The 22,881-nt window shown below is 34.9% G+C and carries 26 protein-coding genes; 18 read left to right on the top strand and 8 right to left on the bottom strand.

Annotated elements, in window-relative coordinates; translation table 11 throughout:
- From L1267_RS21805 to L1267_RS21795, 3 genes are all read right to left on the bottom strand, one after another.
- On the bottom strand, positions 1–212 hold a 212-nt coding region (locus L1267_RS21805; protein ID WP_235384109.1), incomplete at its 3' end, for a hypothetical protein.
- Positions 213–360: 148 nt separating this feature from the next.
- Complete coding sequence (locus L1267_RS21800; protein WP_235384107.1) at positions 361–855, bottom strand: hypothetical protein; 495 nt, start codon at positions 853–855, stop codon at positions 361–363.
- A gap of 4 nt (positions 856–859) precedes the next feature.
- Positions 860–1,765, bottom strand: coding sequence for a hypothetical protein (locus L1267_RS21795; protein WP_235384106.1), 906 nt, complete (start codon positions 1,763–1,765; stop codon positions 860–862).
- 79 nt (positions 1,766–1,844) lie between these two features.
- Here L1267_RS21795 and L1267_RS21790 point away from each other — a divergent pair, with 79 nt between their 5' ends.
- From L1267_RS21790 to L1267_RS21780, 3 genes are all read left to right on the top strand, one after another.
- On the top strand, positions 1,845–3,434 hold the full coding sequence (locus L1267_RS21790; RefSeq protein WP_235384105.1) for a hypothetical protein: 1,590 nt from the start codon (positions 1,845–1,847) through the stop codon (positions 3,432–3,434).
- A 158-nt stretch (positions 3,435–3,592) separates the two neighbouring features.
- Positions 3,593–4,414 (top strand): single-stranded DNA-binding protein, encoded by an 822-nt coding sequence (ssb, locus tag L1267_RS21785; protein WP_235384103.1) that lies wholly within the window; start codon positions 3,593–3,595, stop codon positions 4,412–4,414.
- 26 nt (positions 4,415–4,440) lie between these two features.
- Positions 4,441–4,803 (top strand): hypothetical protein, encoded by a 363-nt coding sequence (locus tag L1267_RS21780; RefSeq protein WP_235384102.1) that lies wholly within the window; start codon positions 4,441–4,443, stop codon positions 4,801–4,803.
- A gap of 38 nt (positions 4,804–4,841) precedes the next feature.
- Here L1267_RS21780 and L1267_RS21775 read toward each other — a convergent pair whose 3' ends face one another.
- A complete protein-coding gene (locus L1267_RS21775; RefSeq protein ID WP_235384100.1) occupies positions 4,842–4,994 on the bottom strand; it encodes a hypothetical protein in 153 nt (50 codons plus the stop codon).
- Positions 4,995–5,009: 15 nt separating this feature from the next.
- On the bottom strand, positions 5,010–5,576 hold the full coding sequence (locus L1267_RS21770) for an outer membrane beta-barrel protein (RefSeq protein ID WP_235384099.1): 567 nt from the start codon (positions 5,574–5,576) through the stop codon (positions 5,010–5,012).
- An 827-nt stretch (positions 5,577–6,403) separates the two neighbouring features.
- Here L1267_RS21770 and L1267_RS21765 point away from each other — a divergent pair.
- The 3 genes from L1267_RS21765 to L1267_RS21755 all read left to right on the top strand — a co-directional run bounded on the left by L1267_RS21765 (position 6,404) and on the right by L1267_RS21755 (position 9,387).
- Positions 6,404–7,612, top strand: coding sequence for a vWA domain-containing protein (locus tag L1267_RS21765; RefSeq protein WP_235384098.1), 1,209 nt, complete (start codon positions 6,404–6,406; stop codon positions 7,610–7,612).
- 479 nt (positions 7,613–8,091) lie between these two features.
- The gene (locus L1267_RS21760; protein ID WP_235384097.1) at positions 8,092–8,397 is read left to right on the top strand and encodes a hypothetical protein; all 306 of its coding nucleotides are present in this window, start codon (positions 8,092–8,094) and stop codon (positions 8,395–8,397) included.
- Positions 8,398–8,400: 3 nt separating this feature from the next.
- Positions 8,401–9,387 carry a DUF2989 domain-containing protein gene (locus tag L1267_RS21755; RefSeq protein ID WP_235384096.1) on the top strand — a complete coding sequence of 329 codons (987 nt, stop codon included), beginning with the start codon at positions 8,401–8,403 and terminating at the stop codon, positions 9,385–9,387.
- A 110-nt stretch (positions 9,388–9,497) separates the two neighbouring features.
- Here the strand turns inward: L1267_RS21755 and L1267_RS21750 are convergent, their stop codons facing one another.
- Positions 9,498–11,939, bottom strand: a complete 2,442-nt coding sequence (locus L1267_RS21750) for a patatin-like phospholipase family protein (RefSeq protein ID WP_235384095.1) — start codon at positions 11,937–11,939, stop codon at positions 9,498–9,500.
- Between the two features lie 131 nt (positions 11,940–12,070).
- Between L1267_RS21750 and L1267_RS21745 the strand changes: the two genes are divergently transcribed.
- The 9 genes from L1267_RS21745 (at position 12,071) to L1267_RS21705 (ending at position 19,017) form a co-directional block, all read left to right on the top strand.
- Positions 12,071–12,334: a hypothetical protein gene (locus L1267_RS21745; protein WP_235384094.1), complete on the top strand. Its 264-nt coding sequence runs from the start codon at positions 12,071–12,073 to the stop codon at positions 12,332–12,334.
- A 103-nt stretch (positions 12,335–12,437) separates the two neighbouring features.
- Positions 12,438–13,292 carry an HDOD domain-containing protein gene (locus L1267_RS21740; RefSeq protein WP_235384093.1) on the top strand — a complete coding sequence of 285 codons (855 nt, stop codon included), beginning with the start codon at positions 12,438–12,440 and terminating at the stop codon, positions 13,290–13,292.
- 259 nt (positions 13,293–13,551) lie between these two features.
- Positions 13,552–14,160 (top strand): hypothetical protein, encoded by a 609-nt coding sequence (locus L1267_RS21735; protein ID WP_235384092.1) that lies wholly within the window; start codon positions 13,552–13,554, stop codon positions 14,158–14,160.
- A 72-nt stretch (positions 14,161–14,232) separates the two neighbouring features.
- Entirely contained in the window at positions 14,233–14,598 is a 366-nt protein-coding gene (locus L1267_RS21730) for an HPF/RaiA family ribosome-associated protein (RefSeq protein ID WP_235384091.1), read from the top strand.
- A 59-nt stretch (positions 14,599–14,657) separates the two neighbouring features.
- Positions 14,658–15,509, top strand: coding sequence for an ATP-grasp domain-containing protein (locus tag L1267_RS21725; protein WP_235384090.1), 852 nt, complete (start codon positions 14,658–14,660; stop codon positions 15,507–15,509).
- Between the two features lie 94 nt (positions 15,510–15,603).
- Positions 15,604–16,314 carry an MBL fold metallo-hydrolase gene (locus L1267_RS21720; protein ID WP_235384089.1) on the top strand — a complete coding sequence of 237 codons (711 nt, stop codon included), beginning with the start codon at positions 15,604–15,606 and terminating at the stop codon, positions 16,312–16,314.
- A gap of 3 nt (positions 16,315–16,317) precedes the next feature.
- Positions 16,318–16,689, top strand: coding sequence for a hypothetical protein (locus L1267_RS21715; protein ID WP_235384088.1), 372 nt, complete (start codon positions 16,318–16,320; stop codon positions 16,687–16,689).
- Positions 16,689–18,617, top strand: coding sequence for a hypothetical protein (locus L1267_RS21710; protein ID WP_235384086.1), 1,929 nt, complete (start codon positions 16,689–16,691; stop codon positions 18,615–18,617). The genes L1267_RS21715 and L1267_RS21710 overlap by 1 nt, the downstream gene beginning before the upstream one ends.
- A gap of 1 nt (position 18,618) precedes the next feature.
- A complete protein-coding gene (locus L1267_RS21705; RefSeq protein ID WP_235384085.1) occupies positions 18,619–19,017 on the top strand; it encodes a hypothetical protein in 399 nt (132 codons plus the stop codon).
- A gap of 57 nt (positions 19,018–19,074) precedes the next feature.
- Here the strand turns inward: L1267_RS21705 and L1267_RS21700 are convergent, their stop codons facing one another.
- Complete coding sequence (locus L1267_RS21700; RefSeq protein ID WP_235384083.1) at positions 19,075–19,644, bottom strand: hypothetical protein; 570 nt, start codon at positions 19,642–19,644, stop codon at positions 19,075–19,077.
- A gap of 89 nt (positions 19,645–19,733) precedes the next feature.
- Entirely contained in the window at positions 19,734–21,035 is a 1,302-nt protein-coding gene (locus L1267_RS21695) for a hypothetical protein (RefSeq protein ID WP_235384082.1), read from the bottom strand.
- 173 nt (positions 21,036–21,208) lie between these two features.
- Here L1267_RS21695 and L1267_RS21690 point away from each other — a divergent pair, with 173 nt between their 5' ends.
- The 3 genes from L1267_RS21690 to L1267_RS21680 form a co-directional block, all read left to right on the top strand.
- Positions 21,209–21,391, top strand: coding sequence for a hypothetical protein (locus L1267_RS21690; protein ID WP_235384081.1), 183 nt, complete (start codon positions 21,209–21,211; stop codon positions 21,389–21,391).
- A gap of 35 nt (positions 21,392–21,426) precedes the next feature.
- Entirely contained in the window at positions 21,427–22,416 is a 990-nt protein-coding gene (locus tag L1267_RS21685; RefSeq protein ID WP_235384080.1) for a DUF2333 family protein, read from the top strand.
- 254 nt (positions 22,417–22,670) lie between these two features.
- On the top strand, positions 22,671–22,881 hold a 211-nt coding region (locus L1267_RS21680; protein ID WP_235384079.1), incomplete at its 3' end, for a helix-turn-helix domain-containing protein.

The raw sequence follows: 22,881 nt of genomic DNA, 5'->3' as shown, positions 1-22,881 counted from the left end.
AGCTTTCTAACATCAATTAAGGCTAATTGAATATCGTTTGATTCTAAAATCGGCCTTAAATACAACAAGTCGTACTCCGTCATGCCGTAGATTTTTCCTAATTCAATATTACTTTCACCGTTTTTACAACACGCAATACCTGCTTCTTGGCCATTTGGGAGTGGTACATGGAAAACTTCTTTGTTATCTGACGTAAATACTGCAAATTTCATAAAATACCTTACATTTGTTTTAGCGATACGCTTTTTTATACATGAAATAATAAAGTCTATGGGCTTCTAATTCAATTGTTTTAGACTTTAAATCATAATTCCAGCCTAAACAGCCGGAATTTTAAATTGTCGTCAACACAAGAGGAACCTATGACACTTGGCAACGATTATCTTTACGAGCAAAAGCGAGCGAGCTTCTAATTATCCTTAAAATGTAAGCAGGTACATCTAACGTAGAGTTCAGCACTCTTTCCTCTTCATGTGATAATAAGCCTATGACAGCTTCTGTCCCAATCACTGTTAACGTCAACTTATTCGATTTAGTAGCAAAGTGACTTTCAACTACATAAAAGACACGACCCTGAGTGTCGAGAAGTCGATTATCACCTCGACTTGTACAAACATTATCAAGACTAAATCGACCAAGATAATCAATAACATGCATTTTCATTGTATTTAATGCATTAAGAATGTCTCGACTTACAGCTGCATTAGTACGCTCATGTGACAGAACTTCTTTGATCTCTATAGTTACGTCGTTACAAGCATATTTTGTCGTCACCAATGACTCTATCAACTTTAAATCTGCATCGATAATTTTTGCTTTTGTATTCTGCATTTTCATTACTAAATTTACTGACATGTTACTACTCCACTCTAAGTCCAGAATTTATTTCTATACCAAATCGTTCTTTAATAATTAACCAAGCGTTATCATTCGTATAAATTGAACCTGCATTTATTAGTTCTCTGAGATCATTCTGGTCCATATCTTTATATGACGTAACACTTACATAAAATTGTTGATTGTTAGCAATGGCCGTTTCAATCACTTCTAAAAGTAATTTAAAGTCATTAGGCTCTTCACGACTACCTAAAGGTAGAATTGAACCTAACATTTCAACAAACCAATCATTACTACCATCTAAAGAAAACTTATAGTAATTATTAATTGCTACTAAATTTTCAGTCAATTTCTTTGAAGAAATTTTATAAGTGAACTCATAAACCTCAAATTCCCTCATTAATTCATCTGCTTTAAATACTGCTTCAAATGAAATCTTAACTAAATTCTCTATTTCTAAACTAGAGACAATACTTCGCTTACCTTCTTGCAGATGCTCTATGGATGATTCTGCGTCAAATTCTATGATACCATTTTTATTAAAAGGTAAATCTAAGGGGTATGCATCAATAATACTGCTTGGTAGAAACAACCGCGCCTTTTCGAACTTATAGCTTTGTAAATCCTGAATTAAATTCTCTAAGTTATCACTTGTAACAAATAACTTTATTAAGTCAGTTACGGATAAGCCTATCTCTACTAATTTTACATTAGCGATCAAAACCCCGCTCTTGTCTATGAGCTCAAGGCCTTGTATAGACAAAACACCTGATACTGGATTATAGAGGGCATATTCAAAATCATTATTTACTCTACTAAACTCGGATGTAAGTTCGCGCTTAACTGCCCATTGAAGTGACGCACTTAAAACCACTGACAGCAGAAGCACTAATGCGATTTGTATCTTTAAACTAAACATTAGTTTCATAAAAACAACCTTAGATCGTATGTTATCTCTAATATGGTATAATAATTGTCATTCGATAGGAAATGATTCAAGATAATAAATGACAAATACAAAACAAAAACTTGCTCTCGTTCATAACCTGACTGAAAGTAAACTTAAATTTTCACTTTCATTAGGCGGTATCCCTAACCCTTCAATGGCCGTATTTAATACAGAGTTCCAATTTGAAAATTATGGCGAAATATCATTAATAAAGGACATCTCTAAGCATGACTTTAAAAGTATGAAGGCTTTTGATGCAGATATATACTCTAGCAGAGCCCCAGCCTGTTGCTTTGAGGTCAAAAAAGAAGTAATCGAGAGTTTTAGTGCTGAACTTGATGTTCTTTTACAAGAACCTGAGTTTGGTAAAACAAAACGTCAAATTATCAATTACATTTCACCTGTACGAGGTCGAGGTAGTGATGGTTTTGATGAACTCTGCAATAACTTCTTGTTAAATACTCCTCTCATTACATTGGCATTTTTAAGAGATAATGGTCGAGATTATCAACTACCAAAAAATGCGCCTGAGCATTTATTATCAAAATTTGAACCTCTTTTAAGTGAACTCGCTGATGTAAAACTTAGCAGCGAAAGATTCAATGAAAGTGATCTAAGGCTACTATCAACGATTACCTACAGACATTTACCTCAATTCCTAGAAGAAAAGGCTCAGACACCTACAGCTAAAATAACAATAAGAAATAGGTTTAAAGGCGATATTGATGCGTATAAAGCTAATATAACTAATAGACTTTTTGATGACGTTAATGGCGAACCTAAACTCAATATCTATCATTACAATAGTATCAAACAGATTGCTGAACAGGAACAAGGTAGCCTGACTCACAAGATTAATGTAAAGGTACTTAATTCAGAGTTAGGTCAAATCGCAGCAAAAAATCGAAAGGCTATTGAAATTTGGCTCGAGACTAAATTAGGGGATGCATTTATTAACCCTCACTTTTTCCACTGGGACAAAAATGAAAAAAGGAAAAGGGAAAGTTACACTCTAGAAAACCTTCAAAAATATATGAACCGCCAGTTACATAATGCTGATTTAAATGGCTCTACAACTTCTGCCAGTATCAGATCAATCTTATCAAAACCTATGTCGAGTCTAAACAGCATTCAATTAAAAGCTCATAAGTTAGGTTCAGAAAAAGAATATGATGACACTAAAGAGCATCTGGATAGGCGCCTACTTTCTTTACTAGACGTCATAGATAACGGAATTAGCCCTGAAATAAAAAACTTCGATAGATTCAAGATAGCGATGGAATCAGTTTTAGAATATGCAAAGACTCAAAATGCTTCCAGTTTTACGGAGCATCATAAGTCTTTATCATCCTTTAAGCCTAATGAAGCGTTTATTTCTGAAATTAATTCTCTCTTAAAGGACATTCAATCAGCACCCGTCCACTATTTTGAGGTAAAAAGCAGCGCCCCGTTGGAAGTAAATAACTTTGATGAAGCAATAATACCGAACGATTTACCGGAACAAATCGTTGAACAATTAAGAGAATCTGGACTCAAGATTACCGTTTATAACCCTGAAAATGAATTTGAACGTAGTAGTAAAATTGCTAAATCTGAATTTGTTACCAGTACATTAGATAAACAAGCAGAAAATAATCTATCTATATAGTTAAAATATTAATTAGCTGTGATAGGATTAAACGTCGATAAGATATTTTTTACAAAAAAAGATAAAATAAATATTTACATATACACCAAATTAAGATAATATGTATTCATCGATTTAGAAAAATCAAACTTAACTAACTGATTATATTGGAGAATTTTATGGCTCGTGGGGTTAACAAAGTCATCATTATTGGTAATTTAGGTCAAGACCCAGAAGTGCGTTATATGCCTAATGGTAATGGTGTTGCTAATATTAGTATTGCAACAACAGACAGCTGGAAAGATAAAAACACAGGGCAAATGCAAGAGCGTACTGAATGGCACCGTGTAGTGTTATTCGGCAAACTAGCAGAAGTTGCTGGTGAGTACCTTCGTAAGGGTTCTCAAGTTTATATTGAAGGTCGTTTGCAAACTCGTAAATGGACAGATCAGTCAGGCCAAGAAAAATTCACTACAGAAATCGTGGTAGATATGGGTGGTCAGATGCAAATGCTTGGTGGCGGTCAAGGTGGCGGCTATCAGGGTGGTCAGCAACAAGGTGGCGGCTATCAGGGTGGTCAGCAGCAAAGTGCTCCACAGCAAAGCCAACAAGGTGGTGGTTATCAAGGTGGTCAGCAGCAAAGTGCTCCACAACAAAGCCAACAAGGTGGTGGTTATCAAGGTGGTCAGCAGCAAAGTGCTCCACAGCAAAGCCAACAAGGTGGTGGTTATCAAGGTGGTCAGCAGCAAAGTGCTCCACAGCAAAGCCAACAAGGTGGTGGTTATCAAGGTGGTCAGCAGCAAAGTGCTCCACAGCAAAGCCAGCAAGGCGGTGGCTATCAAGGTGGTCAGCAGCAAAGTGCTCCACAGCAAAGCCAGCAAGGTGGTGGCTATCAAGGTGGTCAGCAACAAAGTGCGCCAGTTCAATCGAATAATCCGATTAATAACGAACCACCAATCGATTTTGATGATGACATTCCGTTTCGCAACTACACAAACTAGTTATAAATCAACAACTTAGAATAGTCATGATATTATTTGAGACTAATAAAACTAAGTCGAGAGGCAACTGCTTAGTCAGTTGCCTTGCTTCATTAGTTAATTTAAATGTTGAACAAATACCTTGTTTTGAGGATTTACCTAAAGGTGAATGGAAATATGCATTACCAAAGTGGTTATTTTCTAGAGGATATCAGCTTGTAAAGCGTAAATCGCCAAGATTAAACGGCCAATACTGTATTGGTGTCGGATTTTATAATGGAGGCCGACACGCAATGATATTTTTGGATGGTAAACCTTTTCATGACCCTGCAAAAGTTAGTGATCACAGAACTCCAATAGTTAGAATGGATATGGAGTATTATTTTTACATCGATAAAATCGAACAATGACAGGTAATATAACCTTATATTACCCGCCACAGAACTTTTTAATTATTTAATTGAGCTTTCTCTTCTTTTACCTTTTCCACTATTTTCTTTTTAGTCGTTTTTTTATCGACTTCATTACTCGCAGTACCAATAGTAACAGTCTTTTGTTCGTTCTCTACGTTTAGCCAGCCACCATCTTTAATTTTAGCCATAACAACTCCATACATTTAAAATTTCAATGAAACTACTAAGTTAACTCTATCCAGTTCAAGTTCACCAAATTGAGTTACCTCATCAGAAATAAAGTCATATTCAATTGTACCCATCTTTTCATATTCTAAGCCTAAAGATATGATACTAGACACACTATAATCAAATCCCACGCCCCAAAGGTAAGTACTTTCTTTTACCCTACCCGAAGCGTTACCAATATTAGCGTTAACTACTCCAACCCCTACTTTCATGTACGGTTCTAACGAACCCAGATTACTGACCTTATACATACCATTCACAAAAATCGATGACGTTAAATCAAAGCGCTCCCTTTCGCTACCACTCTTAAAGTAACCATCGCCACCCATCGTATATTTAATCTCAGACGCCCAGTGTTCAGCAAAGTTATTTCGTAACCCAAATCCAATAGAGTTAACGTTTGCATCTTTGCTAGCTGTTGTTGAACCAGATACTTCAGCATTAGCTTTACCTACGTAAAACTTCAGCTCATTATCATACGTAGCTGCACTAACTCCTGATGCCATAAACATCGTACCCAAAATAAACAATACTTTTTTCATTATATAAACCTGACTTCTTATTAATTGATTCATTAAGATACCACATGGCTGTTTTATTAATAAACTGAAGATGATTTATCTTTTTTTGTGGTAATTATAATTAATGCTTGTTATAATAGGCACTATCTAAAGCAAACAAGGAAAATATAATGATTAGTCGATTATTTAACGAATCTATTAATTCGTCTGGTTAACCATAGTTAGGGTGTGAATTCTTAAATGCGACATGCAGCCTTAACTAAAACAACATTGTCTTGACTTAACTTTGCTAAACGCATACCTTCTTATTTTTATGATAATTACGGTAACTTTATGCTCAAGAGAATCCAAAGCGTACCATTTGAAAATATAGTTTTTCTATATTTTACATTATACCTTTCTACGCCCATCTTCACTTTGCTCTCGCAAATAACAGGGCTTGAGTTCTTATTATTTATTAGTCAATTATCAATACCTCTTTTTCTACTGCTTACTGTATTTGCCGCGATTTGGAAGAAAGACAAAACGACTAGATTTGAATATGCTGGCTATAAAGCTTTTTCTTTAACTATCAGAATTCAACTACTATTGCTTGTTACGTTATGCATGCTATTTTCATACATGGTTTTTAATGCCGGTGATTCAATAGTTAGTCACACCCTAATGGTAATCCTACCTGTCACGATTTATTTTCAAGGTTTATTTGGCATAACTAAGGCATATGTTCTTAACAAACACAACAGCCCACCTTCTCTATCAATAAGTTAGAGAATTATCTCAAAACATAAGATTAATTAAACTTTTCATAGTGATAAGATGGCCTATATAATTAATAAAAGGCCATTCTTATGATAAAAAAATCGATCTTCTTTGCCGCTATGACTATCGTACCATCAATTTCGTTTGCTAAATCACCTCCAATTCCTGATGGATATCAGATTCAAAAAAAAATTAAATTACCTGAAATTCTTCAGCCAAATACGGATAACTTAGAAACCTCTATCCCTAAGCCGGATTTCATAAGAACCAGTCCCACTATTCAGATTGCTATCATACTTGATACATCTGGCTCGATGAATGGCTTAATTGATACAGCAAAAACACATTTATGGCGAATCGTAAACGAATTATCGCTCGCTAACAAAAGTAACACGGATGTTCGTATACAAGCATCTCTTTTAGAGTATGGAAAACAATCTCTCCCGGCATCTACAGGCTACATTCAAGTACTATCTCCTCTAACTTATGATCTAGATAGTGTCTCTGAAAGTTTATTTTCTTTAAAAACCAATGGCGGAGAAGAACTAGCTGGGCAATCAATCAAAAAAGCTATTGATTCTCTTTCTTGGAGTGATCACCCTGATGACTTAAAGGTTATTGTCATTGCAGGGAATGAAAGCTTTAATCAAGGTTCATACTCTTACATCGAGTCTATAAACGAAGCGACTCAGAACAATATTATCGTTAACACTGTTTTTTGTGGTCCCTATAAACAGGGCATTAATCTTGATTGGGAAGATGGTGCAAAGCTCGGTAAAGGGAAATACATGAATATCAATCAAGATCAGGCATACGTTGCGATTAAAACACCGTATGACCATGAGATAACAAAAATTGGAACCGCTTTAGATGAAACCATAATTCCTTACACACAAAAAGGAAAGGAGTTCTTGTCTCGCTCATCTTCTTTAGATAGCAAAAGTAGCAGCATCTCAGAATCCGTGCTTACCGATAGAGTGATTGCCAAGTCAGTATCAAGCAACTACAACCAAGATTGGGATTTAGTACAGATTGCCTCTAAAAACCTTTCTCGAGCATTACAGTTAGCCAAAGAGGTTGATTCATTTCAGGGGTATAGTGAACAAGAAATTGTTGACAAAATTAATGATAAAACTCAAGAACGAGCCAAACTTAAATCATCACTTTCAGAGCTTAACAAACTTCGAACTTCATATATTAATGAAGCACAAAAGAACAAAAGCCTAGAAAGTTTTGGTAGCATTTTATCATCTACACTTAAAGAACAAGCAGTCTCATCTGGGTTTTCATTTAAATAGCAAAATTTAAGCCTCACTCACAAAAGGAAGAAAACTTCTTTTTGTGAGATGCTTTTCTCAAAATCGATTATTTACAGTTACTGAACAACCACACTGATAGTAGCATTAAAAATAAAAAATATGTCTACTTCTAAAAAATACATCGCAATTACTATATGGGCAGCGCTTTTACCTACAGCATCTTGGATACAAAGCATCTCAAACGATGATCTTGTTGTTTCATTTCTTATTATTTACCTCATAACACCCATTATCCTTTGTCAAAAATCAATAATCTCATTTATTGTTTATATATTAAGTATTGATAAAGGTAAGAAACCACATAGTCGCCGCTATAATGACAATTCGAAAGATGTTGAAAAACAGAAGAAGATAGACACGACAGCCTAAATATCTTTTTATGTGATTAACTATTGCGTTCATATCTTTTTTTTGATATTATTTGCTTTGTAAAATATAACAATGTAAGGAATATCTATATGAGCATTCGAGTTATTCGAAACAAACCAAATAAACGTGTTGAAACTTATTTATTCACAACCTGTTCTTCAGGCAGTGGTATTGTTATGATGCTTGATAAATATGCTGCGCACCGTATTAATGATGAAGACGAGCCTGTAGCTCTTGAATCGTATAGTCGTACATTTTCAGTGTCAGATACTAACGGCCCACGCTTCACTGGTTCGAAGTCTAAAGAGGTCATCTTAGAACAAAAGAAAGTTCCTGAAGATGTTAAGCGCGAAGCAATGACTCAACTATTAGAAACAATTGAATTCGTGAACTAATTTATGAAACTAAAAATTCTCTCTGCGACCTTATTTCTGTCACTAACATCGTGCGGTGAGCCTGATATTGATAATCGCTTTAATAAATCCACATTAAGTGTTGAACAGGCGTGTTCTGAAGATCCTTCTATGTGCATTACGTTTAAAGATGATTCGATGTGTAAAAGTCAACGAGCTGACTTAATTGTTGGTAACAGGTTGCTAGCAAAAGAACCCTCTGGACAGTATGCATATCAACAACTTGTCATTATAGAGAAATTTTTAGAATGTTCCAAAAGAGCTAGCCTTATTGAGTATGTCCCGGCTAATGTCCGATTCAACAAACCTGAAAGTCAAATGACAGCTAAGGAAATTGAGTCTAAACAGAAGTATTCGGACTCGATAAAGCAGCGAAAGAAAGACAAAGATATGAGTTACCTATCCGGGATTAAATTAAAAGCAATGCTTGAAAGTGATTATTCTGATAGTAATAACCCATACATGCTCTACTACAAATGGTCGCGATTACGTGATGATTCTGCACGAGCTCAATTTATTGATGGCTATAAAAATGGTCTCAAGTATAACTCAGACCTATTATTTCATGTCGCTGAGTACTTAATTACAGTTTCTGACGAAGCTGCTATCGAAGCTTTAATAAAAAGTTTAGAATCTTATCCTAAAAAATCTTATGGCCCTAAAAAAGGTGTTCAAAAGAGTGGTGATACAAACCATATTTCTTCAGATGATGGTCATTACCATTTTGAGATATTTAGAGCCCTTGTAACGCTTTACTATAAGAATGGAGAATATGAACGAGCGTTTATTTTTTCGAATTTACTCCTTTTAAATAATGATAAAAGTTCCGATCACCAAATGATTCTACTCCAGCTTGGTAATAACGAAGATAAAATATCTGAACTTGAAGATATTTCTAGTAATGTTGATGATTTTCTTAAGGACGGTTTATTTAACTCCTTCTACATTGAATCAGCTATGCTTAGCTTTTAGTAGCCTTAATAATAGTCACAGATAAGGCCCTGTCAGATATCAAATTGATGTAAAAAGCATAGAGTTACAATTAATTAGCTCTATGCTTTTAAACCGACATTCGTAATAATCTATACACTTAGATTTTCATCTGGGCCTTCGTTATGATAGTACATTACACAGTCTCTCCAAGCGCCTCTAGCCACCCTGAGCGCTTTGTTTGTAGTTCTTCTCTCTTTATGTAATACATCATTAATTTTATCCACAACATCATTCCTCATATCTTTATCTAAGATCCTTGGAATAATCTTATTAAATAACGAGCTAATACTAGACATGTAACCTTGATCAACATTCTGATTGTCTTTTATGTGCCTTGCCATTCGTTCTATTTTATCAAGCGCAAATGTGTACTCATATTGCTCACACTTTCTTGCTAAAAAATTAAGATCTAAATCGTCTCGACCTGACAGAACATTGGCTACAGCAAGTTCACCTCTTTTCATAAGTTCAGTTTTCTTTTCAAAAGATAACTTAAAATCAAGTGTCCCTACATCACCTGTATTAATTAAAACTGTTCTATTTAAATCTTGAGGTAAATATTGACCTCTGTGCCTTTTTCTAGCTAATGAATCTTCAATTGACACTGGCAATAAGCTTCTGTTCTTAGAGTTGCTAAGCTCGTTTTCTAAAACTTGAGTTCTAAAACGTAAATTATTTATTCGTATATCGACTTTCTTTAGTTCAGCTAGTGACTCGCTACGTAATTGCTCAGCTATTATATTACCTTTTGTTTCCTTTTTGACGACGTATTGTAGCTCTTGCCGTCTATCAACATCATGTTTTATTACTGCTTTAACAAGTTCAATTTCGCGCTCAATTTCATCCTTTTTACGTGGATGTATCAGTAATTGATAGATATTGTCTGCTGACCTCATTTTCTTTTCATCAGCGTAAATAACACACATCGTTTCTTCAGGCTCGTATTGGTCATCAAACACTTGAATGCTTAAATTGCTGATAACGCCGCCATCTGCCCCAGAATATTCCTTGCCATTGACGTTAAACTTATATGAGTTAAAAATTCCCGGCAGATTCATCGAAACTCTGACTGCATCCGCAATAGCCATTTTTGATAACTCAGGATGCTTATGAGAGACGTCATAATGTTTATATCTATGATAATCAGCCATCAAGAAGCTAGATATTTGTTCCTTTACAGGTAACTTCACAGCAATTGTGCAATAAAACTCTTTAAACTCATCAGGCCTTATGTCATGAAGCCTTTTTAACTGTTCAAAGTTAAGGTTACGAAACTCACTACTTGAAGGTGTAGATGTACCAAATACCTTATTTAAAATAGACTCAGGTAGCTTTCTTAATTTTGCTTCAATGAGGTCTCCAAAGAACCCTACTATTAGGTCTTCATTGTTAGAATCTCTCAATGAAAACTTGATTGACTGATCAACCGTTGGGTAAAGTTGCTGAAAATACCGCTCTCCGACAGGTCTTTGAAGCTCTGTCATTCTTGTCGCCAAACTAACAGCTGCTTCCTTTGATTTATCATCTAGTCCGTTAATGAAGATTCCTTCAAGGTCTAGCCTCTTGCCAGAATCGCTAGACAAAGGAGTAATTAAATTATCATAAATTTTTGATAGAACATTCAGTCTTCTTTTAGAAATACTATCTTCTGTATCTTCAGACATTTTCCTATTGTAGTATGAAACAACAGGTTTACTGATAGGTTCTGGGAGTAACCCCTTTTTAGCACTACTCAAAAATAATTCCGTTATTAAATTACGGTGGAAGTCAGCTGCATAAGCATTGTCACTAAATGGCTTTAAGGGCTTTAACTTTACGCCATCAGACATTTCATTCATTGCATTAATTGATAATCTAGAATTCTTGGTAAAAAGGCCAAACTGATTAGTGAGTACAATTTCTTCTAGTTCATCTGAGGTATAACCTACGGCCATCATAGAGCCAAGAATCGCCCCCGCACTGGTCCCAGCAATTCTCTTTAACCCATTAACTCCCGCACTATCTAAAGCTTTTGGGATCTTTGCTAGGGAAAATCCTTTAGCTCCGCCACCAGCTAAAACTAAATTTTTTAGACTAGAGCTATTTAGTCTAGATGACCTTTCTCTGACAAATTGACTCATTATTTTTTTTGCTATTTTAATTTTATCTTCTTTTGTACCTTTTTCTTTTACTAGATCTAGAAGGATAGCAACACCTTCCCTTTGTTCTTCATTAAAATTTGCCTTATAAAGGTGCGTAAATAACTTATTATTGGGTAGTTCTGGCTTATTGACACAGTAAAATAATGTCTGGTTTATTGCTTTAAACTTTCTTTCTGTAATGCTCTCAATGTCGGTTTCTACAAGACGCCCTAATGCATTAATTACTCTTGACTTTACATCGGTATTATCACGCATTTCTTTTATTGAACCGACATGCTTTGACAAGCTTCCATGTCTTAGATCAGTGTCATTCAAAATGTTATCAAGTCTTTGTAGCAACCTATGTGATGTTACTAGCTTTTTATTTAAATACTCTCTATTAAGGCTCATAAACGTATTTTTATTGTTATTTATGTCTAAATTATACCATATCAACGTGTTTATAATTTTGAGCAACACTTGCATTCCGTTGTATAGGCCATATTATTAGCAATATATAGAAATAATTTTTGTAGGCATTTATGAATGATAAGCTAAAAGTTGGCGATACCGGCCGGGTTTTTCTTTTCAATAAAGACAATACGAATCAACCTCTCTTTGTAGAGGGTGTCGTGCAGTCTATTGACAATGATTCGTATCAAATGTTGTGTACAAAAGACGCGAGTATATCTAGTCAAGATGAAAGCGAGGACGTAGTACGTTCGATATCTAGAGAGGGTGAAGTCATTAAGGTCCCTATTTCTCCTGATGAAGGTGATTTCCCTTCGAGAATTGTAAAGCTTTGAGTGTTAGCCTTTTTTGTTATCGAAATACTCTAGCCATTGTTTAGTTAGCGTGGTAAAGTCAATACTAACTAAACAACAAACAAATCGACATTAGGTAATTTCAGTGACTGTCAGTGATATTAACTCTTTTAGAGAAAACATCCTTCGAAAAGTGAAAGACAATACCCTTGTCCTGCCTACTCCACCAAAAGTGGCGCTAAGAGTCCAGAAAGAGCTCAAGGAAAATCCTGATATAGACGCGCATAGTCTGTCCAAGTTGATTATTACCGATACTGCGATTGTTGCATCTGTCATGAAAGCAGCAAATGCTGTAGGTATGAATGGAAAGCAAAAGTTCAAAACTTTACCTCATGCCATTGCTAGAATCGGATTAGACCGTATTCGAGGCCTTCTTTTCTCTCTTGCAATAGAGCAAATGTTTCTAACTAATAGCTCTATTGCAACAGCTAAACTTGAAAAGACTTGGGACCAATCGATAAATCTAACAGTAAATGCATTGGCATTCATTAATTTACATTACAATAAAGACATGACTAGGCACATTAATCCTGATGTACTTACGCTTGTTGCCATTTCTCATAGAATTGGTCATTTACCAATTTACTCAGAAATCTCAGAGCTTAGTTTTGATACTGATGATGATTACTTTATCGCTGAGTGCGAGAACAAACTAAATCCTATTTTAACGAAAGCTATCTTGCTCAACTGGCGAATGGATGCAGAAATTGTTCGTGGTGCTGTTGGTTGGCAACTACCTAATAACGCTTCACCGATCTTAAATTATGCAGACATCATTCGTCTAGTATCTATAAGACTTGGCCAATTTCCCTTTGATAGAAACATCAAAAACCAGATTTGGGATCAAGCACTAAAGGATGAGATTATTCCTTCTAACAACTTTTTTGATACAAAAGAATTTTCTGATAAATGCGAAGAAATAAAAAAATTACTTCAATAGTAATTAACATTTAAAAATCATATCGAGTCTTTTTTTTGATAAATATCTCATTAGTTGTTAAAAATTAAGTAAACAAAATATTAACTCTCTCCTATATTCCTGTTATATCTAGAAAATATACAGGAATTTTTTTTGCCGATCATTTTCACATTTAACATTATTTAAATAAAATTATTCAAAATAGAAACACATGTTTACCACTTTGGTAACTTTGCTATTTAGACTTGCACACTCTCGGAGTTAGAAATAAAGTTGAAATATGACTAATTTTTATCCTTTATGTATGAATCATGAACTAGAAACATGCCTTAAGAATAAATTCGTAAGAAAGTCTCTTATTCTATACGGCAAAATGCTCCTATCAGCACATTCGCTTTATCAAGAGACGGATGCATGTGATATTGAGCAAAACAAACTAGTTCGTTCTGACTTTAATTCTCTATCACCGTTACAAAGAAATTTCTTATCTTTATACCAACACAAAGATGCGTTAGTAGAGAAATTAAAGAAATATAGCTACCCAATCCTTGATAAAGCAATTGCAATAAAAACCGAAAATGTGACAGATATTCTAGCCATTAACAAGATTGTTAAAGGTGTCAGCGAACATGCTCTAATTAAACCTAAGTCAGGTTATGTAGTGATTATATCACAGACAAAGGATAACCCTCTGATTATGTCTGAGCTAAGCAAAGAGCGTTCATTACAGGGGTATGGTTATAAGAGGATTGATATTCAACCTATAATTTCTGGCATGTCGGGACCAAAGGAAGCTTGTGAAACATTGAAAAACTTGTATAAAATTGATTATTCAATGAACATGAAGGTCGATAATTTGGAAAATATGCCATCTATTGCTCCCCACTAGTATTCCATCTTTAAAACAACTGTGCTAAGTTATAATTTCAACTATATTATGTTCTATATAAGGAATCATATAATGATTAAAATTACATGTCATGGCTTTGAGCAAACTAGCTCTATTAAGGAAAATGTTGAAGATAAGTTTCAAAAGCTAAACGAACGATTCCCTCTTTTGAATGCAAAACTTACTATTTCAATTACAAATAAAATCTTTACTTGTCAGCTTTCTGTTCACTCAGCTGATCTTGGTGACGTTCAAGCCTCACAAAAGTCTGAAGACTTTCATTATTGCCTGAATAACACATTCAGAAAGGCGAAAGAGATTCTGAACGAAAACAAAAATAAATTTTCGCGAAAAGGCAATACTGCCACTAAAGAACTTTCTATCGACATTCAAGAAAGTGATAATGATAAGATTCCTGTAGAAGATATTGCAGCATAAAAAGATATTTACATCAAAAGCCAGCATTTAGCTGGCTTTTTAAATAAAAAGGCAAAAAAATGCATGGCATAATCATTCAAAAGAGACTACTCGAACAGAATATTATCCCTCAAGAGGCTGTGCCAGAATTTGAACGTCTAGGCATGATTGTTTCCATTATTGATCTAGATATGTTTGATGAACTTATTGGCCATATTGACTCTAACGTACAATTTTGGACTTCAATTTCAACGATAAAAATGCAAAGATTTATCTCTAAGTTTTTATCTAAAAACACTGCGCATCACCTTCCCCTTTTTTGCAGTGAATTACATTACTACTCCAAATATATTCATCAAGTTCCGCCTAAGTTCCGCCTAAACAATAACGGCCTAATGCTCCCTCTAGCAGAAATAAAAAATATTTGTTTTGATCATTTATCAAAATATTTAGGGAGCTATCAGTGCCATATCCGGCCTGATAACGCATTAAAAATAGCAGAAGCGCAAGTGATCAGTATCAATACTGAGAGTATTGATAATTTTATTAACGACACCCTACAATTTTCATCAGCTAGTGAAACATCCATATTCTGGATCTTCCCTAGAAAGGATATCGTAGCTGAGTACCGGTTAGCTATAAGAAATAACAAAGCCATAGCATCTAGCGCTTACCCTCATGATATTCTTAAGCCAGATGACATCGAAAAAACTGTTCCTGATGATGTTATTAGTTTTGGCAATATGGTAGCCCGAACTATCAATATTTCTGATGAAATTTACGTTATGGACATTGCACGAGACACTAAAGGGCAACTGTATTTTCTTGAGCTTAATTGCATGTCCACATCAGGTTGGTACAAAATGAATGTACAAACTCTATGCTCAAATATTAGCGACGAATTATTAAAAGCTATTGGAAATTATTTTTAGAATATTGAAGTACGTCACACTTATTGCCAACTTTAATTGAAACTGGAATCAATTATTCGTAAGCTTATCGTTCAATTAAATGTACGGTATCTATATGAAATTACAATTCTTAGGCTCAGGTAGTTCAAGCGCACTGGATCTTGGCAATGCTAGCGCCGTGCTTGAACATGAAGACAATAAATTATGTATCGATTACGGATTTTTAACTCACTCAGCCTACATTTCCAAGTATAATTCGTTACCTGAAGCTGTATTTATAACACATTTGCACATGGATCATTCAGGTGGTTTAGAAGCTCTATTCTACGCAGCGAAAATTAGGAACTCTGGTCCTATTAAACTTTATATTAGCGCTAATCTTGTTCCCAGACTACATGAAATATTTGCAAACAATATGGACCCATGGGCCAATGAGGCTGTTAATTTTTGGGACGTTTTTCATCTAATACCCGTCTCAAATTCATTCTTTTGGGAAGGTTTAAGATTCAATGTCTTTAGCGTCAGACACCACACACCCAACAGTGCATATGGCATTCAATTGCCGGGTAAGTTTGTATTTACTGGTGATACGCGCCCTATACCTGAAATTCTTGGTCACATCGCAACTAATAATGAAGTTATATTTCACGATGGCAGCAAGCATGGAAACCCCAGCCACAGCGGTATAGATGAAATCATAAGTTCTTACCGTCAGGATATATTAGAACGAATTCATGTATATCATCACAACAAACCAGAAGATATCGACTTTATAGCCAAATATGGCCTTAAGGCAGTTATGCCTAATAGCACTTACGAGGTTTAATGCATGATCAAACCAGATTTTTTTATTGACTCAAGCAGCGCTTCTGAAATAAGCCAAGCATTAACTGAAGTTCCCTACTATGGCGTGATCGGCAAGCACACTTCTGAACTTGAATTGCATGGTACGTTAAAGACATTTAGTTTCATTTTATACTCAGGAAAATCATATATCAGAGCTCCTGAGAACCCTGATTTTGGGATTGCGATAACAATGAAAGATAACGGCGTTGTCATCGACCAAATAGGCTGTAACGTCAGCCATGATGAGCGTGTAACGCTATTCTTAGAATTATGCCAAGCATCGAGTATCGATGCCATTCATGACTTCATGTTTAAGTATGGAAATGAATCTCTATACAGAGGACAACTAGACTAATGCAACTCTTAGATAAATTACTGAACCTGTTTACTACTAAGCCATTCAGTGCATTAACATTAAGCTCGCAGCTTAAAAAGACACCCTGCACCCTTAGCAATAAGCAAGTTGAGTTACTTAAGCATTCCTTGTCATGCAAAACTATTACTAAGTCTCACTGCTATGAAATCTTAGCTAAGCACGGCCAATTTCGTTTATTAACAGAATTATTAGATGACCTTGATTTAAACTTACTAACAAAACTTAGTTGCCCAGTTGCCGGTATCGACATATCACGGACAAGACGTACACCAATTGAACACGCACTTATTTACTCGACTGAAGATTCTTTGGGGTTTTTGGACGCGGTCATGTCAAAATTAGTGGATATAGAATGTTCGCCAAATTCTATTTTCGAACACATTAACTTATTTTTGGTTTCTGTACACACTGGCGAAGAATTTGAATTAAATAAAACATCAATTCATTCAACTAAAATTAGCAACATTCTGACTCACATTGTATCTAAAAAAATTCCTCCACATTTTGGGACACCATGGGTTTTAATTCGCGCTGTAATAAATAGTTCTAGTACTAGCGTAGTAACTGATGAATTAGTCGAGTTCATTACGAACAAATCAAAGAATGTTAACTTTAGTCAAATACAACCAAGTAATGAATGGGAAAGCGAAATTCCACTAATAATTAATAAAAATAATTTACCACTAGTCATTTCATTACTAAATAATGGTGTATTCAAAAATTGCGACCACATCCTTACAGAGTTCTTAGAGAAGAGCATAGCTATTTCTAGCAAAGATTTATTGGACAGTACTTGCGGTGAGTTTAGTCTTGATACACAAACGATATTTCATAGTTTCTGGTTTGTAAAAAATATCATCACTAAAAGCAACACTACATTCTTCAAATACATTATTGAAACAAGAATTAAAGATAAGTCTATTTTCACAATTAATGAAATTATTCGCCAATCCATTACAAAAGCATCAAAAGGTACTTTTAAACAAGTCTTAATGTTGGCGGAAGAATATTATAAAAAAAATGAGTTTGATGATTTCATCTCTAGTTGTGTAAGTGGATTAAGAAATTACATCGATAAAAACGGTGAAGCATCTCAAAGCTTTTCATATACCGACAAGTATAAAGTTTTATATCTACTCAAAACTCTTGAAAGGCACAGTGAATTAGAGACGGTAAGTAAAAGCGTATGGGAGGATATTGTTTTATCGTACATTACTAGCTGTAACTTTACAGGCTTTAGTTTCTTGCTTTCAAAGATAGAGGTTATTACAGGCCCAGACTTTAAGCGCGATATTTATAATAAAATCATAGTTAGGCTTAGTGCTTTCCTTTACCTCGCTAATATTAGAAAACATCGACAGATAGTTGACATACTCGAAAAGTCAGAAGTTAAATTCGACCAAAACACTTTAGACTTAGCATTATTTGAAGCAGCTAAAAGAAATTTTGAGGGAAATTATCTTTTCACTTTCTTGCTAAGATTGGGGGCAAACCCGAACAAGAAGTTTGAGATCAGCCCAGAACTGATGGGCAACTGCTTAACAGCAGCTATATTTGAAGAGCAATTCACTAATGTAAATTTACTCCTAGAGCGTGGCGCTTATTTCGAACAAAATACAGTATCTCAGTTTGATATGAGTCACAATCTAATTAGCTTTGCCAGCTTATTCACAAACCTTGGATTGCCATTACCTGATTCAGTGCCGGATGACGCTATTTTCGCATATTTAAGAAAGTACACGTGGCATGATGTCATAGAAGGTGTAAAGGAAAAGGATTCTATACACTTATTTGCTCTTCTGCCTCGATATTTCAAGTTTTATGACATATCCCCTATTGAGTATTTACAAAGTTGCTCAGAATGGCATAGACCAATCACGCTCAAATTAAGTCAGCAGGTTCCTTAAAATGGCTTACAAAAAAAGAAGATGGAAGCAACGGCACAAAGAAAAATTTACTGCACTACTACATGCGTCTAAACAATGTGCTTTGGATATTAATTCTATGCTGGCCATAAAAAAGAAGATGGATGAATTTAAGCGAAGTAGAGAAAAAACTATAAAAGCCAAAACCGATATCTTTTTATGGATGGAGTGTGAAATTTTCCTAGATGATATGGTGTTAGTGCCACACCACCCGAAAAATCATCTAGACGAAAAATGCACGAGACTGGTTAGTCGATATGACATGATAAAAGCACTAACCATTAATGAATACATTCATTTTAAAAACAACCTACCTGAGTCTAATAAATGCTATTCTGATCTTTTTGAACCTAAAAATGACGCAACACTTGGTCTATATTAGAAGCGATATCAATTGAAATCGTCGCTTCTAATAACCTAAAGGCGCTCACCCCTTAACTCAAGAAGAACTATTGATGGCTCTTTGAACGCGATCTTTTGCTTTATCGCATAATTTATTGCTACTTCGGATATCATCAATTGTTAATTGAAACATACCTACAAGTCGATTTAGAGGTTCATGTTCACGTACTGTATTTAACATATTAAAAATAATATCGTCATCTAGTTGCATTACATATAAAAAGCTGGCCATTCTTCTAACTGGCGTAATTTGATACGTATCAATATTTGTAAGGGCTTTAACAGGTGTTAGTTCAACAAAGTCTGCTTTTTCAATCCAATCAGGGACTAATTCAATAATTTCATCTTTCAAATCTGGGAAATAGCGGAATAGAACAATAAGCCCGGAAACATGATCTCTATGTGGAGACTCAAAGCACTCTTCAATTATAGAAATAGCTTCATCAACATCGTTAGGTCCGACTTCAGACTCTTTCAATTTAGAAATTACCTGTAAAGGCTTTTTAAGTAACTCCACCCAACATGAACTTTCGTTCTTACAATCAATGGCGCCAATAAACTTTTTCAGCGCCTGCTCTTCTCTTTTAAGACCTTCATATGAAAGCATAGAATACCTCTTATATAAACACATTACGTTAGTTATAAGAGGATTATATGTAACATTAAGACTCGGTCAATCAAATGGCCTTTTATTTTTTACTTGTTAGTTAGTTTATCTAAAATCATTTTTTTGACCTTAACACTCACCTTATTGGAGTGTTGCATTAATTCTTGGAATGATGGTTTATACTCTTCAATAAGAAAACTTAATTGATTTTCACTCTTCACCAAATTTAAGTAATTTTCAAGTGATTTACTTTCAATATGATAATTAACAAATGGTGCTTGGTAACTAGTATCCTTCATTTGCATTAATTTACTCAGATCACTACCAGCATCTTTAGCAAAATAAAAATCCATACCGGTGATGTTCTCAATTATTTTTATGCTTTTTAAAATAGCAGCCAACTCGTGTTTTGGAAATTTTGCTGAATAAGAACTGTTATTAGATAAATCCTTGATTATTAGTGTTAGGTAAGAATGCACAGCTTTAGGCGAAGATAGTAAGTCTTTTATGAACTGATTGTTCTTATACTTAAACATCCGTACTAAATTTAAGAGCGATTTAGCTGGATCCTTATCAAGTTCAAAAGGTTTCTGGCCCTGAATATTTACAACTAAAGCATTTTTTTTACTATTCCAACCATATCTCGAAACATGAACATTATCGCTTTTCTTTACACGGTAAGTTAAGCCAGCTAAGAAATCTTTTAAAAGAATATAATGAGCTGCACTAAAAGCTGAGTCATTGACTTTTTCACTCCCCGCAGCTTCAACTAGCCAAAATAAAAAGTATGGTGATGAATTTAGCGCTTCATAAATAGCTTCATGTTCTAAGAATGAATCCAACTCGTTTCGTTCTAATAGAATTTCAGTCACCCACTGAGAAAGAGCTAAATTATTATCGAATGATACCGTTGTAAAATTCAACTGTACTTTATCCATGACAGAACAAATAATAGCGTCATAGATATCATCTAAATCCTCATCATTCGCCAAATCCAAGAGATGATTAAACAGTTCTTTATTTTTCGCCTTAGCTGCAACAGCTATCAAACTGATTGGCGTATCATACGAAACCTTGATGCTTCTTTCTGAATACATTGTCTTTAAACTTGGCTCAATACGCTTGAATGATTCATATACATCTACAATTAGATCTTTACTTCTACTCGCTACAAGATAAGTAAAAATGCCACGTAGCTTATCAGCATCGAGATAAGATACATGAGTAAGGTCACAGTTAATAAAAGCACTAGAATTCTCTGATATGAACTCTAATAACTCATCGTTATAGAAATCTTTATCTTGTATGAGGGAATATGTTAGACATCTTAAAGCATTACCATTGTCTTTAATAACTTCCAGTGCGTGATCTTTTATCATTTCAATGTTCATGTGATATTCCAATATCGATTCAACTTTCAACACAAATATTATACCTAAAATATCTTTTTTTGCAACAAATAGATATCTCTTTTTTGCCTTAGCTTATGTATTGCTTTCCACTTTTTTATTTTGTATAGTCTTAAATGAAATTTAATTAAGATCCTTTATTTACGGAATACAAAATGGTTACAGTTAAAACGCTTATTGCTAAAAACGACTTTAAGGAACAACTAGTAAAAGAAATCATCGCAGAACTGGAGATTAATGTTATTAAGTCCGGTACTACAGAGTTCTTGTCTAATGATGATGCTGCACTTGTTCGCAATAAGTACACTCAAACCCACCTAGCTGCAAAGACAGCATAAACTCAACATTTTAAATAACCACGTAAGGTATTATTATGAAATCTAAGCTCATTGCTTCTATTACAGTTGCACTCGTTTTACTTTATTCTGCTTGGGGTGTGTACATCTCATTGATGCCAAAACAAATTGACCCTATGCAGGCTACGCAAGAACATGTCTCAAATGACATTACTCGTAAAAATTTACCGCCTTCAGGGGCCGTTTTTACATCTACCCTCGTAGAACTAATCGACAACTTATTAGAAAAAAATGGTGGTTATGTATCTAACGATTTAGCCGTTAAAGCAAAACTATACGATAATATGCCAAACATGGAACTTGGCATGATTTATATGATCCGAGATGCCGTAGACTTGCTCCGCTCAGACTTCTCTCGTTCTCAGTCGCAATCAAAAGAAGATGATAATCTTAAAAAAGCGCAACCGGCAATGAACATAGATAATAAATCGTGGATTTTTCCTGCATCTGAAAGCTCATATCGTGAAGCTTCTGAGCATATCCTGCTTTACCTAAAAGACATGGTTGACCCTACCAAACCTGATGTACAATTTTATACACGAGCTGACAACCTTGTTAAATACTTCGATAAAGTAAATCAGCGACTAGGCGCTATGAGTCATGCTTTAATTGAGAATGTAGGCCAAGAACGTATTAATACAAACCTTGCAGGTGACTCAGCAGCACGAGAAACAACGTATACTCGACGCACAGAAACTGTTCAGCACAGTTGGATGGAGATTGATAACGCATTCTACGAAGCTCGTGGTAGCGTCTATGCTCTTATCCCACTACTGAAGGCTATTCGTATAGACTTTTACGAAGTTCTAGAGAAAAAGAATGCGATTGCTTCTCTTGATCAAATCATTCTTGAAATGGAAGAAACGCAGAAAACTGTTTGGTCACCTGCTATTATGAATGGTTCAGGCTTTGGCTTGTTTGCCAATCACAGTTTAAGTATGGCTTCTTATATTGGCCGCGCAAACGCAGCAATTATTGACCTAAAAAACCTACTTGAAAAAGGTTAATTAGGACTTCTTTTATGCTTATCCACAGCCTTGTGGATAAGCCCTTTTACTTGCATTATTTAATAGCAACAAAATAACAATAAAAACAGTATGATACATCATTTTGCAATGCTTTTTCATCATATTAATAAACCATGAACACATGTTCGCCGCATTCTCGCTTGCTTTAGCTGCGAGTCAAGGCGAACGGTCTTGACTTTTGGTTAGAATGAATTACAGTATACTGTATATTTATACAGCAATCAGAGATTGAGTTGTTAACAGGCATTAAGCTTCGTGCAAATCCAACATCACACCAAAAGCAGGTATTAAGTCAGTGGATGGGCTGTGCGCGTAGTATTTGGAATGCCAAAGTCGATGAAGAAAGGTATCACCGTACTTTTGCACGTAAATATTACCCAATCGGTACTTATGCCCCTATTGATCAAAAAGCATCGCACTTCAAATCAAAAGAACTATCGCCTT

The organism is Pseudoalteromonas sp. OFAV1 (assembly GCF_021532595.1).
Taxonomy (GTDB): domain Bacteria; phylum Pseudomonadota; class Gammaproteobacteria; order Enterobacterales; family Alteromonadaceae; genus Pseudoalteromonas; species Pseudoalteromonas lipolytica_C.
This window is presented reverse-complemented; position numbering and strand designations above follow the sequence as displayed.